This window comes from Rhizobium sp. WYJ-E13, assembly GCF_018987265.1.
Lineage (GTDB): Bacteria > Pseudomonadota > Alphaproteobacteria > Rhizobiales > Rhizobiaceae > Rhizobium.
Genome location: NZ_CP076853.1, coordinates 858997 through 872090 on the forward strand (window position 1 = coordinate 858997; position 13094 = coordinate 872090).

Sequence of the window (13094 nt, forward strand, 5' to 3'; positions counted from 1 at the left end):
AACAAGCAGATAGAGCACTTTCGTGATTCGAAGAAAAACGAAAGTGCTCTAGGCTCGGGCGCGAACCTTCAAGGTCCAGCCCTCCGGCCGTGCCTCGAGGATCTTCACCTCGTCGCCGATCGTCACTCTGCCGGTGCCGCGCGGCGTGACGTTCCAGCCGAAAAGCGGGCCGGGAACGCGCCGGTCGCCCGACATGCGGATGCGGCCCATGCCGGGCATGGGGTTCGGCACTTCGCGTGAGCCTGTCAACTGGTCCTGCGTCGTCATGATGCACCGGGCGCAGGGCTTGACGAGGTCGAAGCGGATGCCGGCAATTTCGATTGCCGCCCAACGGTCCTCGGCCCAGGCCTCGTCTGTGTCGATGACGATGTTCGGCCGGAAGCGCTCCATGCCGACGCCGCCTTCGGCATGGTCGGCGAGATCGGCATTGAGCGCCTTCAGCGATCCCGTCGTCGTCACCAGGATCTGATAGCCATCGGCAAAGGTCACCGGCGTGCCTTCGCCCGCCCATTCGGCATTGGCCATCCGTTCTGCCTTGCCGTCGAAGAAGACGAGTTTCACTGCGCGGCCGAGCCATTCCGAAAGTCTGGCATTGCTCTCATCGTCAGCAACGGCGGCGCTGACGGCCGATTTCCAGACGATGACATCGAGTCGCCGGTCCGGATGCGGCGGTGCCACGGCGATCTCCTGCTTGCCCTCCATCAGCAGCCGGAAGGCGCCGGCTTCGGGCCGAACGTCGATCTGAGCAAGGGGAGGGAGCTCGCGCTGGGTGATGAAATGGCCGTCGGGGTCCGTCACCATCGCGCGCCGGTCGCCGGGCAGGCCATAGGCGTCGATGTCCGTAAAGGGCAGGGCGATGCCGCGGGCGCTCTTGAGCGGATAGATGAAGAGATCGCTGACACGCATCATAGGCTCCTAGATTCCATCCCGGTTGGATTTCTTCCCAATTAGATTTCTTCCATGAATGCCGCAAGAAACTCGCGCAGGCTCCTGTCGCGGGCGGCCGCAAGCTCGCGGCCCTTCGCCGTCTGGAAACCATCCGCCAGTTTGAACAGCTTCGTCTGGAAATGGTCAATCGCATAACGCTTGTCGTCGAACGCTCGGCCCTCGGCGGCGGGGTCGAAAGGATCATAGAGGCCCGATCCGAGGCGTCCCGCGATGTAGAAGCAGCGCGCCGCACCCACCATGCCGATGGCATCCAGCCTGTCGGCATCCTGCAGGATTTTCGCCTCCCGCGTTTCCGGCGGCACATTCGCCGAAAAGCTGTGCGCCATCACCGCATGGGCGACATCAGCGATATCCTCATCGTCCCACCCGAGCTCTTTCAATATCCGTGACGCTTTTTCCGCGGCGAGCGCCGAGGCCTGGGCACGCAGCGGTGAATTCTTCTCGACGGCGACGCAATCGTGCAGCAGCACGGCAGCTGCGAGCACCTCGCCCTTGCCGCCTTCTGCGGCATGGATGCGCATGGCATTGCGAAAGACACGCAGGATATGGGCGAGATCGTGAGACCCGTCGTCACCCTCGGTCGCATGTGGAATGAGATCCGCAGCAAGCGCTTCATGGGGGAAGAAGGCTTCGGCCTTGAACATCGTCGTCACCGGTTTTCGAAGGGATCGTTTCCTGTCGATAACGGCTTCGCCGGTGAGTCGCAACGCGCCGAAATCAGTATCGGGGTTTGACGGGCGGCGTAACGCTGCCATTCTTCTTTGGCGGCATCGAAAGCATGTGAGCTACGTCGCAGAAGGGTTTTGGCGGGCTGATGTAATAGCCCTGGATTTCGTCGCATGCCTCGCGTTCGAGCAGCGCCATCTGCTCTGCGGCTTCCACGCCCTCCGCGGTCACGCGCATGCCGAGCGCATCGCCGAGCAGGATGATCGCGCGCATGATCGCATGCGCTTCCCTGTTCTCGACGATGTCGTTGACGAAGGACTTGTCGATCTTGATCTTGTCGAAGGGAAAGCTCGAAAGATAGCTCAGCGACGAATAGCCGGTTCCGAAATCGTCCATGGAGATGCGGATGCCGCGCTCCTTGAGCGCATGCAGGATCGGCAATGCCTCATCGAGATTTTCCATCAGCACGCTTTCGGTGATCTCCAGTTCGAGACGCGACGGCGAGAGCTCGGCGGCGGCAAGTGCCTCGTTGACATCCCGCGGCAGGTCGCTGCTGGAAAACTGGATGGCCGAGACATTGACGGCGATCTTGATATCTTCGGGCCATTGCGCTGCATCGTAGCAGGCGCGGCGCAGAACCCAGCGGCCGATATCGACGACGAGGCCGACCTCTTCAGCCAGCGGAATGAACTCCATCGGCGAGACGCGGCCGCGCACCGGATGATTCCAGCGGATCAGCGCCTCGAAGCCGCAGATGCGATGCTGCGTCAGGTCGTAGAGCGGCTGGTAGTGAAGCTCGAATTCCTCCTTCTGCACCGCAGCGTGCAGATCGGCTTCCAGCGCATGGCGGGCCTGCATCTTCTCGTCCATCTCGCCGGTGAAGAAGCGCTCGTGCCGGCGCCCGTCCGCCTTGGCATGGGAAAGGGCGACCGCCGCATTGCGCAGCAGCTTGTCAGTCTCGACAGCGTCGTCGGGGGCGATCGAAATGCCCATGGAAACGCTGAGCTCCACCTGCTTGTCACCGCGGAAGAAGGGTTCGCTGAGCTCACGGCGGATCTGGTCGGCGAGCGCGGTGATGTTCCACGGCTGCTGGCGTCGCGTCTGCAGGATTGCGAATTCGTCCGAGCCGAGACGGGCAAGGATATTCTCTGAACCGGCCGAGGCGCGGATGCGCTCTGCCACCTGCTGCAGGATCTTGTCACCGGCTGAAACACCCAGCGTATTGTTGATCGATTTGAACCGGTCGAGATTGAGATGCACGAGGGCGATCTGCTCATCCTCCCTCCGTTCGGCAAGGGCGGTATCTAGCTGCTCGCGGAAGCGAATGCGGTTCGGCAGGCCGGTCAGGGGATCGTGATGGGCGAGATAGGTGATACGCTCGGCAGCCTTTCGGTCTTCTGTAACGTCGGCATGAATGGCGATGTTGCTGCCGTCGGCCAGGATGGTGACCACACTCTGGATGATGCGGCCGTCATCCATCAGCCATTCGCGTCTGCGGATGCGCCCTGCCTTAGAGGAGGGTTGCTGCCCCTCTTTCTTGCGACGCCCCCCGCTATCGGCCTGTTCCGTGCCACGCGTCTTGCTGATCAGCTCCGCAATCGCCGTGCCGGGCGCAACATCCTTTTCGGTGAAGTCGAAGAGCTGGCGAAAGCGCAGATTGGAAAGGGTAAGGCATTGATCCGCATCGAACACGCTGAGGCCGAGCGGCAGGTTGTTCAGGACGATTTCGAAAAGTTCGCGCTGTTCTGCAAGCGCCTGTGTGGCGGAATTGATCGTATTTTTCAGGTTGCGGTTTTCATTGAGCAGCGTCTCGGCGCTATGCTCGATTTCATCATATTCGCTTTCATGGCTGCGATAGGTCGCGATGACGAGCTCCATCAGATGCTCGGCATCGATCGATCCGTCCCCCTTGACGGCCTGCGTGCACTGTTGCCAGAAAAGCGTCTCAGCTTTCATGCGCACGAGTCCCCTTGGGACGGCTGCGGTGGAAGCATGGCAAAAGGCGAAGGCGTCTTCGATTGGCAAAGATGCCATATCGCGCCGTGCATAAAAAAGACCTTTCTAAAATGAATGCGAGAATCAAATTTTTGTAAGCGGCAAGCGGCAACTTCCGGCAAATCGCATGCGGCATCTTCTACCGCCCCGATTAATAATCGGTTGCAGCTAGGCGGCTCTTTATCGCTAGCCGGCAATTTGTTTGTATCTCGCAAACTACTGAAATAATGAAGAAACCCGGTTTCCCAAGGGAAATTGAAATTGCCGCTGGAATGGGTCGTTACACTTTGTCAACTATGGTTAATCGAGAGTTAACAGCTTATTGACCGAAGCTGCAAATCAGTTTAACCAACAGATCAGCCTTGGTATTTTCCACCCGTGTATTGCGTGCAGACTCTCACCGGAAGACGCGGTGAACGGAGGTTTGTATGACTGCTCTTTCATCAGTTTCAGACATCTCTTATGCATATTTGGCAACGCTCTCGCGGCTCGACGCCAATGGCGACGGCGTTCTGAGCCGCACGGAACGCGCGGCAGATGAGAAGCCCGGCATCATCCGGGAATTTCTCGAAAACGATGATGCTGGCAATATGCAGCCGAAATATCCGAGCAGCCTCGTCGCGCTGGTGATGGAATATCGCGACAACGGCTCGGCGACCGGCTTGGCCGTTCCCTATGCACTGCAGCAGGTTCTCCCTGATGCCGATGATCAGGCCATGCAGATCTATCGCAATACCTACGGCGAATTCGATCTTGATATCGCCGCCTGAGTCTGGGCCGGACCAAGCTGAATGATCCCGCCGGCCCCGTGGCCGGCTTTTTCTTGCCTTTTATGCAGGCAGGAACACCTTCCCTCGTGAGGCGTTGGGACCAGGTCCCCGAAACGGAAGGAAACCCGATGAAAATCATATGCACCATCGCTGCCCTCGGCCTGCTTGCGGCGGCGCCCCAAGCCTTTGCCCAGGACAAGCAGACGGCCACGGCGAATTTTGTCGGCCCTGACGGCAAGGAGGCCGGACGCGCCACGCTGACGGCTGCCGCCAATGGCGGCGTTTTCATCGAGGCGGAAATCTCCGGCCTGCCGATCAATAAATGGGTCGCCTTCCATATCCATGAAACCGGCCGCTGCGATGCCGCAACCCATCACGAATCCGCCGGGCGGCATTTCAATCCGACCAAGGCCGAGCATGGCTTCCTCGCCGCCAAAGGCCCGCATGCTGGCGACATGCCGAACCAGTATGTCGGGCAGGACGGTATCCTGCGCGCCCAGGTCTTCGACACCATGATCTCGCTTGACGGCAAGACGGATGGCGTGCGTGGCCGTGCGCTGATGGTGCATGCCAATTCCGACGATTACCGAAGCCAGCCTTCGGGCGGCGCGGGCGACAGGATTGCCTGCGGCGTGATCAAATAGCTTATGACTGGGTCTGCGGGGACACCTTCCTCTTGCGGGCCGGAGCCTTGACGGGGGCCCGATCCGCCACCGTCTGCAGGTCGGGTGCATCCGGCGCCTGCATTTGTACCGGATTATAGGTCACTTTCGGGTACGGGATGGTGATCCCCTTGTCGTCGAAGGAAAGCTTGGCACGCTTGATCATGTCGCGGCTGACGGTCCACCAGTCGCTGGTCGATGTCCAGTAGCGCAGCGTCACATAGATCGCGCTGTCACCGAGACTGTCGACGAAGACGCTTGGCGTCGGCGTCTTCAGCACGCGTTTGTCGGCTGTCGCGAGCCCCACCAGTGTTTCCATGGCAAGATCGAGATCATCCTCATAGGCAATGCCGATCTTCAGGTCGTTCTGCCGGGTCGGCTGACGGCTGTAATTGGTGATCGGCGTATTCCACAGCGTCGAATTGGGCGCCAGCCGGTAAAGGCCGTCTCCCGTCTTCAGCTCCGTGGCGAACAGGCCGATCTCCAGCACCGTTCCGGAGACACTGCTCGTCTCGATATATTCCCCGACCCGGAAGGGCCGCAGCACGAGCAGCATGATGCCGGCAGCGATATTCTGCAGCGTCCCCTGCAGCGCAAGACCGACGGCAAGGCCGGCGGCGCCGAGAGCGGTGATGATCGATGCCGTCTGTACGCCGAACTGCCCGAGAACGGTGACAAAGACCAGCACCAGCATCGCATAGCGCACGACATTGGTGAAGAAACGGGCGAGTGTCTCGTCGATGCCGCGCACGCGCGAGATGCCCTCATAGGCCCAGCGGCTGATGAGTCTCGCCGCCACCCAGCCGACGATGAGCAGGATGATCGCACCGAGGATGGAGAAGGAATATTGCACGGCAAGCGCGCTCGCCTGATCAAGTGCCGAGCGGGTTGCGATGATAATGTCTGTGGCCTGCTGTTCCATCACATGCTCCTCGGATGCCTCGTCGAGGGCAAGATGGGGCAGGGGTGAGGGGCGTCAACCGTTTGAATTGTCTCTGACGGACAGTACGAAGGGCGCGTTGCCGTCGGCCTCCGCACCACGGCCGATCGCTCTCACGGCATCGACGAGCCGCCCGCGCCGGTCAAGCAGCGCATCGCCGATTTCGATGATCCGTGCATTCGGTGTCGCATAGGGCGAGGCGGCACGCAGCCGGCGGACAAGCGCCGTATCTTCCTGGTCCGGCGCCAGCGACAGGGCGGCAATCAGCGCTGCGGCGGGCGAGCGCGATACGCCCATCCAGCAATGGACGAGGAGCGGTGCCTTCTGCTGCCAGCCGGCGGCAAAAGCGATGATCGCCCGTACATGCTTCTCATCAGGCGCCACGAGATCGCCCGTGCCCTTGAAGGAGATATCGTTCATATTGAGCAGCAGGTGCCGGTCGGCCTGGATGATGCCCGGCCGGTGAAAGGCCTGTTCCTTCGCCATCAGACTGATCATTTCGCGCGCCTTGTGCCGCACCGCCATCTCGGCGATGCGCGAAAGCGGAGAGACCACGATCACGGTCATGGGGTCATGCCCCGCTCCGCCTCGATCTCGGCGAAGCGCTCGCAGAAGAGCCGCTGCGCTTCTAGTGCAGGCAGGGGATCGATCAACAGCATGTCCCTGGTGATACCGCGCGGCTGGCCGAAGAATTTCTGCGCTTCCGCAGGCGTGAAGCCGGCAAGCACCGTCGCTTCGAAATAGGCGGCGATCGTGTCGGCCTTCTTGATCTTGTCCTTGAGATCGCGCGAAGGGTGCGGCGGCAGGCCGAAGCGCAGGTGCACGGCGGCCTCCAGCCGTTTCTCGACGGTCTTGTATCCGCCGCCGACAACGGCCTTGAAGGGCGAGATCATGTCGCCGATCACATATTCCGGCGCGTCATGCAGCAGCGCCATCAGGCAATCGCCGGGCGTGGCCTCGTTGAAATGCCGGAAGATCGACTCGACGACAAGGCAATGCTGCGCAACCGAAAAGGCATGGTCGCCCGACGTCTGGCCGTTCCAGCGGGCGACGCGTGCGAGCCCATGGGCGATATCGGTCAGCTCGACATCGAGCGGCGAGGGGTCGAGCAGATCAAGCCGCCGGCCGGACAGCATGCGTTGCCAGGCGCGTGGAACCTTCACAGTGGTCACGCGCTGGCCTCGTCCGATGAGGTCGGGAAGCTGAGACCGGACCAGGCCGGCAAGCTGAGCGTCACGGAAACATCGCCGGCAAGCAGCGGCGTGCCTGATGCCATCGCCTCGCCGGCGCGGTCGATGCGCACGATTGCCAGCCCACGCTGTCCCTCGACAGAGCCGAGCGTGCCGACAGGCTTGCCATTGGCCGTGATTTCAGTGCCGCTGGCCGGCAGTGCGGCGCTTGCCGACACAGTCACGACGCGGCGTCTTGCCGTGCCGCGATGCTGCATGCGGGACACCACTTCCTGGCCGACATAGCAGCCCTTCTTGAAGGAAAGGCCACCGTTGAAATCCATCAGCACGTCATGTGGAAAGGCGTCTTGCAGCGCATAGTCAGGTCCTGACGTGACGATGCCATTCGCGATGCGCAGCGCGTCGTAGAGGGTCGCATTGTGGCTGCCATGATGACCGGCGCGACGCAGAACAGTGACGTCAGCCTTCGCAAAGCGGCTATCCCTAACGCCTTCTTTGGCATCCTCGCCCCACGAAACGGTCACACCATCCTCGACAGCGGGCGTCAGCGTCACCGGCGCGCGCAGGCGGTACATGGTCAGCCGTTTGAGCAACGCTTCGCGCTGGGCCGAATCCGTTTCGATGATGAAGCCGTCACCGTCGCGCCAGATCATGAAGTCGAAGAGGATCTTGCCCTGCGGCGTCAGCAGCGCGCCCGGCCGCGCCTCATCGGCGCTCATCGAGACGATGTCGGTGGTGATGAGATTCTGCAGGAAGGACTCTGCTTCCGCGCCGCCGACGGCAATCAGCGAGCGGTCTTTCAGGAATACGGCTGGCATGGCGAAACCTGTCGCGTTGGTGATCGCTCAGAGGTATGTCTTTGAGGCTGAAGGTGCAAGCGCTCTACAGCATCGGCCCGAAAATCGGAATCGATTTTCAGAAACCTGATGCGTCGATTCAAAGAGTTAGAGCATCCTTGGTGCGCCGGAATGGACGCTCGGCGCCTACAGCGCCGCGCGTCTTTTCAGACGCGCAAAGGACGCTGTAGCACTTTGAATTGCTGCATAATTCCTAAAATCGATTCCGATTTGAGGATTATGCAGTAGCGTCAGTCGCCCGCGGTGAAGAACTTCCATTTGCCGTCGGGCGCGATACCGACACGATAGAAATTATAGCCGCCGAACTCCTGCATGTCGGAAAGATCGCCTGCCGTGACGATGCGCAGCAGTTCCACGCGTTCCGGCGGGGTTAGCGATTTCAGGTCCTTCTCGGCGAAATAGGGCCAGACATACATCTCATCAGCCGTGCCCTGGCCGACATGCACGAAGCCGGTCGAGATGACATCGAGCATGATGGCGAGGATTTCGTCGCCCTCGGGATCGCCGGAAAGGTCCTTCAGCGTGCCGATCGGATCGTCCGTGGGTTCTCCGACCGTCACCTGCGTCTGGTCGGCACCAGTTCCCATCAGCGGGCGCAGGCGTTCGAGATCGCCTGATGCTGCCGCCTCGACGATCTGTTCGCGCATCTTGCGCACTGGCTCCGGCACCTTGCTGATGTCGTAGATCACTTCGACGGGCTTGGAATCGTCGGATGCACCCGGTGTCTTGTCGACGCTCTGGCCGCCTTGCTTGTTGACGAGCGGGTCGGGCTGGGGAATGCCGGAAGAGCCGTTCTGTGGTGCAGCCGGCTGCTGCTGGCCTTGTTGCGCCGTGGTCGCTGCATCGGGTTGGCCCGGAATCTTCTGAAGTTCGGAAAGCGCGTAGGCGGAAGATGCGGACAGCACGCTGCCTGCGGCAAGGCCGACGGCAAGCAGCACCGGCGCGAGCGGGATTCGCGAAGAAATATCTTTACCGGTACGCATGAGACTCTCTGTATTGCCCTTATTGCAGGGTCCTGTTGGTGGAAAACTCACCTGCCAGCATGCGATCACGCAGCGAGTCCAGCAAGGCCTCGGCACTGCCTTCTCCATGCAGTCTGATCGTCTCGCGCAGTGCATGGGCAATCGCGGCATCGGCAATGATCTCAGGCTCGATGCCGTCGGCCATGCCGTCGGCCCAAGCCTCGTTCTGGTATTCCAGAGCCGCCTGCATCTTTTCGTGGACGATCATGTCGTCGATGTCGTTGAGGCTTGGTTCCATTATCTTTTCCTCAGAACTTCTCATGTCTTACCGCTACGTTAACAACACTAACAGCCTTTTCCCAAAACGACACGTGCGCATGCGAAAACAGGTTAATTAAACGTTAATTTCCGAAGCGCGAAGTAATTTCTGTGGCAAGTGTTGCACCTTCGTTACGGTAGCGCTCTTCTGCCACGATGGCCGCCTGCGTGCAATCCGTATAAACCGAGGCAAAAGCGCGGTAGCCGCGATTGAAGGCTGCGGTCAGTTTTTCCTTGCGCTGCTGCTCTCCATTCGTTTCAGAATCAAGCAGTTGCTGCATGTCGGTTCGCCATTCGTCAGCCCCCGGCGCCTTGCACAGCGTGCGCAGGTAATGCACCGAACCCAGAATCTCCGCCAGCCGCGCCAGCTTGTCGTCATAGGGTACGATCGCAGCCTGCGGCACGATCTCCTCTGGCGGCGGAACCGCATTCTTGCCGCCCTGCGCCCCACCTTGCGCCATTGTGGGACCAGCCGAGACAAGGCCGGCAAAGACGAGCAATGACAAGACAACGCGTCGAACGGGAATCATGCATCCAGTTGATACAGGGAGCATGACGGGAACAAGGCGGATGCAGCAGTTTCCACTTCTATTCTGCCGGCTGTCCCCGCCGTGATCTTATTCGGCGGCAGCCACCTGCTCCGCACATTCGAGCACGCTCTGCGGTACCGGCATGCGGCGGATCTCCTCCACGCTGTACCAGCCGAGTGCAACTGCATCGTCGGCGGCTTCGGCCACCAGATGACGGTCCGCTTCGACGCGGAAGACGGACAGAAAGAAATGGCTGCTGATGCCGCCGTCGGGCGCATGCGTCTTGAGGTCATAGGTGGAGAACAGGCGAGGATTGCGCGCCTGGATGCCGGTCTCCTCGAAAAACTCACGCAGTGCCGTCTCCTCAGGCGTTTCGCCCGGCTCTCCGCGCCCGCCCGGAAAGGCATACATATCGGCAGACGGTGGGTTGCGCCGCAGCACGAGAAGGAACCGGCCATCACGTTCCAGGATGGCGGAGGAGGCGGGTTTGGCTTGGGAGGTCATTGTTTCGCACGCTTTGCTGTGATGCCCGCCTTATCCCACGGGCGGCTCACCTTGCGCAACCGTCTGGCTTGCGCGAAATATGCTTCTCGATTCCTGCGAGATGCCAGTGACCTGCCAGTGACCTGCTTGTGACCTACCTGATCTATGCCTTTGCCGCGTCATTCGAAATTGCCGGCTGCTTCGCCTTCTGGGCCTGGCTGCGGCTGGCAAAGCCCGTCTGGTGGCTGGCGCCGGGCATGGTGTCGCTGGCGCTCTTTGCCTGGCTGCTGACGCTGGTGCCGAGCGAAGCGGCCGGCCGCACCTTCGCGGCCTATGGCGGCATCTATATCGTCGCCTCGCTGCTGTGGCTCTGGCTGGTAGAGAATCGTGTTCCCGACCGCTGGGATATCGGCGGCGCGCTGGTCTGCCTCGCCGGCACGGCGATCATCCTCTTTGCGCCGCGTAGCTAGAGCATGTCGCGCAAAAGTGTGCAGCGGTTTTGCGGTAACGACATGCGTAAAACAAAGACTTCCGCGAAAGATCTGCAGCGCCTTCCCATTCGGAATCGCTTGAGGACAATCCGCCTTGACCGATGCCGGGCACGGTGCAAAGAAACCCTTATGTGTGGACGTTTTGCCCTGACAGCAGTGGTCAAGGATATCGCTGAAGCCTTCAGTCTTGCCGAGCTGGAGGGCTTTCCGGCGCGTTATAACATCGCGCCGACGCAGCCGATTCTCGTCGTCATATCAGGTGAGGGGCAGGAACCGGGCAGCAACCTGCCGGATCGCCGCGCTTTGCTGGTGCGCTGGGGCTTCACCCCGGGCTGGGTCAAGGACCCCAAGGAATTTCCGCTGCTGATCAATGCGCGTTCGGAAACCGCGATCGGCAAGGCCTCCTTCCGTGCTGCCATGCGCCATCGCCGCATCCTCATCCCGGCCTCCGGCTTCTATGAATGGCATCGTCCTTCGAAGGAAAGCGGCGAGAAGGCGCAGGCCTATTGGATCAGGCCGCGCCGTGGCGGCGTCATTGCCTTTGCCGGCCTGATGGAAACATGGTCCTCGGCCGATGGGTCCGAGGTCGATACCGGCGCCATCCTGACGACGAAGGCCAACGGCGCCATTTCCTCGATCCATGACCGCATGCCCGTCGTCATCCAGCCGGAGGATTTTTCCCGGTGGCTGGACTGCAAGACGCAGGAGCCGCGCGAGGTCGTCGACCTCATGCAGCCGGTTCAGGACGATTTCTTCGAGGCGGTCCCGGTCTCCGACAAGGTCAACAAGGTCGCGAACATGGGGCCGGATCTGCACGATCCGGTGCCGCTCGAAAAGCTGCCGAAGCCTCTCCAGAAGAAAACGCACGATGACGGGCAGCTCAGTTTCTTCTGAAACACGTCGCGTAAAGCTGCCCGGCCGCCATAATGACACGGATCGTCTTGCCTACAGCCTCGGTGCTGCCACGGAGTCGTTCGTCTGGTTCTTTGGGCTGGAATTTGGGGCGCGTCTCTTGCGGCCCATATTTGCCAGACCCGCCGCATGGCGGGTTCCGGATGTCATTAACGGCATTGTCGTGAGCCTACTGGCGATCAGCCTGCGCGTGCGGTTCTTCGCACCTGCTCAGGCGAGCTTCTTGACCGGCGCCGGCTTTGCCATCATCGAGGCGGCAGCCACGGCCTTGAGGCCGAGCGGGCGGTAGTTGGTCGCGAGATCCGGCTTGGCTGCCTGCTGCTGCTGTTCCGACTTCTTCGAGGTCACGATACTCTCCTTACGTGGTTCCCTAGAATTTTATGTATCTTGCTCTTTTGTCCCTAATAGCGACAAAACAGAGGCATTGCTTATCAGGAAATGTAAATACGGACCATAATTCGCGAGGCTTAACCGAAGCCTGCGTGCGTTAATACTTACTTAATAAAAGTAAACGCTCAGATGTGGCGGCCGATGTCATCCTCGCCGACGCCGGGTTCCTCGATGGTCAGCGTGCCATATTTGCGTTTCCACTTCCGTGCTCCGAAGGGCAGCGAAATGAGGTAGGCACAGACCGTGAAGACCATCACTTCCCAGGTGAAACTCATCAGCAGCGCAACGTAGATGACGACGCCGAGCATGGCCGGCAGCACGAGATCGCGTCGCATCCGGCTCTCGGATTTACCGGACCAGACAGGCAGGCGGCTGATGAGCAGAAAGGCGATGAGGATCGTGTAGCCCGAGGAGAAAAAGGCGAAGCTACGGTCGGTGGAGAGGCCGAGGAAGCCCAGATAGACTGGCAGCAGCACGAGCATGGCGCCGGCCGGTGCCGGCACGCCGACGAAATATTCCGACTGCCAGGGCGCGCGGTTCTCACGCTCCGACATCACGTTGAAGCGCGCCAGCCTCAGGCCGGCCGCGATCGCGTAGATGAGTGCTGCGATCCAGCCGAGCGAGCGTGCCGCATCAAGCGCATAGACATAGACCACGAGGGCAGGAGCAACGCCGAAATTGACGATATCGGCAAGCGAATCCATCTGCGCGCCGAATTTCGACGTAGCCTTCATCAGTCTTGCCACACGGCCGTCGATGCCATCGAGGAAGGCGGCGACCAGCACCATGGCGACAGCCAGCTCGTAGCGGTTCTCAAAGGCGAGCCGTATGCCGGTCAGGCCGGCGCAGATCGCCAGGATGGTGATGAGGTTCGGAACAACGAGCCGGATCGGAATCTCGCGAAGGCGCGGCCCGCGGGCGGAATCGTCGTTTGGGCCGTTCGGTTCGAAGGGCGGAAAAGGGGGTTCCATATCGCGCGC

At 60.9% G+C, this 13094-nt stretch carries 17 protein-coding genes and 1 pseudogene; 5 read left to right on the plus strand and 13 right to left on the minus strand.

All coding sequences use genetic code 11. The features are described from left to right. Positions 1 to 48: 48 nt before the first annotated feature. The 3 genes from KQ933_RS04270 to KQ933_RS04280 all read right to left on the minus strand — a co-directional run bounded on the left by KQ933_RS04270 (position 49) and on the right by KQ933_RS04280 (position 3570). A complete protein-coding gene (locus KQ933_RS04270; protein ID WP_216757540.1) occupies positions 49 to 906 on the minus strand; it encodes an MOSC domain-containing protein in 858 nt (285 codons plus the stop codon). 41 nt (positions 907 to 947) lie between these two features. After that, positions 948 to 1592, minus strand: coding sequence for an HD domain-containing protein (locus KQ933_RS04275; protein WP_216758828.1), 645 nt, complete (start codon positions 1590 to 1592; stop codon positions 948 to 950). 73 nt (positions 1593 to 1665) lie between these two features. Then, positions 1666 to 3570: a bifunctional diguanylate cyclase/phosphodiesterase gene (locus KQ933_RS04280; protein WP_216757541.1), complete on the minus strand. Its 1905-nt coding sequence runs from the start codon at positions 3568 to 3570 to the stop codon at positions 1666 to 1668. Positions 3571 to 4037: 467 nt separating this feature from the next. On the opposite strand from KQ933_RS04280, the gene KQ933_RS04285 reads away from it, so the two are divergent. Both KQ933_RS04285 and KQ933_RS04290 read left to right on the plus strand, forming a co-directional pair. Continuing rightward, positions 4038 to 4379 carry a hypothetical protein gene (locus KQ933_RS04285; protein ID WP_216757542.1) on the plus strand — a complete coding sequence of 114 codons (342 nt, stop codon included), beginning with the start codon at positions 4038 to 4040 and terminating at the stop codon, positions 4377 to 4379. A 128-nt stretch (positions 4380 to 4507) separates the two neighbouring features. Beyond that, positions 4508 to 5023, plus strand: coding sequence for a superoxide dismutase family protein (locus tag KQ933_RS04290; RefSeq protein WP_216757543.1), 516 nt, complete (start codon positions 4508 to 4510; stop codon positions 5021 to 5023). A 1-nt stretch (position 5024) separates the two neighbouring features. Here KQ933_RS04290 and KQ933_RS04295 read toward each other — a convergent pair whose 3' ends face one another. The 8 genes from KQ933_RS04295 to KQ933_RS04330 form a co-directional block, all read right to left on the minus strand. After that, entirely contained in the window at positions 5025 to 5963 is a 939-nt protein-coding gene (locus KQ933_RS04295) for a mechanosensitive ion channel family protein (RefSeq protein WP_216757544.1), read from the minus strand. 54 nt (positions 5964 to 6017) lie between these two features. Then, positions 6018 to 6548, minus strand: a complete 531-nt coding sequence (locus KQ933_RS04300) for a tyrosine phosphatase family protein (RefSeq protein ID WP_216757545.1) — start codon at positions 6546 to 6548, stop codon at positions 6018 to 6020. Then, positions 6545 to 7153, minus strand: a complete 609-nt coding sequence (locus KQ933_RS04305) for an HD family hydrolase (RefSeq protein ID WP_216757546.1) — start codon at positions 7151 to 7153, stop codon at positions 6545 to 6547. The genes KQ933_RS04300 and KQ933_RS04305 overlap by 4 nt, the downstream gene beginning before the upstream one ends. Continuing rightward, the gene (locus tag KQ933_RS04310; RefSeq protein WP_216757547.1) at positions 7150 to 7989 is read right to left on the minus strand and encodes a folate-binding protein YgfZ; all 840 of its coding nucleotides are present in this window, start codon (positions 7987 to 7989) and stop codon (positions 7150 to 7152) included. The genes KQ933_RS04305 and KQ933_RS04310 overlap by 4 nt, the downstream gene beginning before the upstream one ends. Positions 7990 to 8258: 269 nt before the next feature. Further along, on the minus strand, positions 8259 to 9011 hold the full coding sequence (locus tag KQ933_RS04315; protein ID WP_216757548.1) for a hypothetical protein: 753 nt from the start codon (positions 9009 to 9011) through the stop codon (positions 8259 to 8261). Positions 9012 to 9030: 19 nt separating this feature from the next. Next, entirely contained in the window at positions 9031 to 9288 is a 258-nt protein-coding gene (locus tag KQ933_RS04320) for a hypothetical protein (protein ID WP_018115578.1), read from the minus strand. Between the two features lie 103 nt (positions 9289 to 9391). Continuing rightward, positions 9392 to 9862: a TIGR02301 family protein gene (locus KQ933_RS04325; protein ID WP_216757549.1), complete on the minus strand. Its 471-nt coding sequence runs from the start codon at positions 9860 to 9862 to the stop codon at positions 9392 to 9394. 63 nt (positions 9863 to 9925) lie between these two features. Continuing rightward, complete coding sequence (locus tag KQ933_RS04330) at positions 9926 to 10342, minus strand: NUDIX hydrolase (RefSeq protein ID WP_216757550.1); 417 nt, start codon at positions 10340 to 10342, stop codon at positions 9926 to 9928. A 128-nt stretch (positions 10343 to 10470) separates the two neighbouring features. On the opposite strand from KQ933_RS04330, the gene KQ933_RS04335 reads away from it, so the two are divergent. The 3 genes and pseudogenes from KQ933_RS04335 to KQ933_RS33320 form a co-directional block, all read left to right on the plus strand. Then, a complete protein-coding gene (locus KQ933_RS04335) occupies positions 10471 to 10791 on the plus strand; it encodes a YnfA family protein (RefSeq protein WP_216757551.1) in 321 nt (106 codons plus the stop codon). A 150-nt stretch (positions 10792 to 10941) separates the two neighbouring features. Then, the gene (locus KQ933_RS04340; RefSeq protein ID WP_216757552.1) at positions 10942 to 11706 is read left to right on the plus strand and encodes an SOS response-associated peptidase; all 765 of its coding nucleotides are present in this window, start codon (positions 10942 to 10944) and stop codon (positions 11704 to 11706) included. Between the two features lie 43 nt (positions 11707 to 11749). Beyond that, positions 11750 to 11926 (plus strand): annotated as a pseudogene (locus KQ933_RS33320) (LysE family transporter); the annotation flags it as partial. Positions 11927 to 11934: 8 nt separating this feature from the next. Here KQ933_RS33320 and KQ933_RS33325 read toward each other — a convergent pair. Both KQ933_RS33325 and pssA read right to left on the minus strand, forming a co-directional pair. Further along, positions 11935 to 12072, minus strand: coding sequence for a hypothetical protein (locus KQ933_RS33325; protein WP_246698134.1), 138 nt, complete (start codon positions 12070 to 12072; stop codon positions 11935 to 11937). 167 nt (positions 12073 to 12239) lie between these two features. Continuing rightward, the gene (gene pssA, locus KQ933_RS04350) at positions 12240 to 13085 is read right to left on the minus strand and encodes a CDP-diacylglycerol--serine O-phosphatidyltransferase (RefSeq protein ID WP_216757554.1); all 846 of its coding nucleotides are present in this window, start codon (positions 13083 to 13085) and stop codon (positions 12240 to 12242) included. Positions 13086 to 13094: the final 9 nt, after the last annotated feature.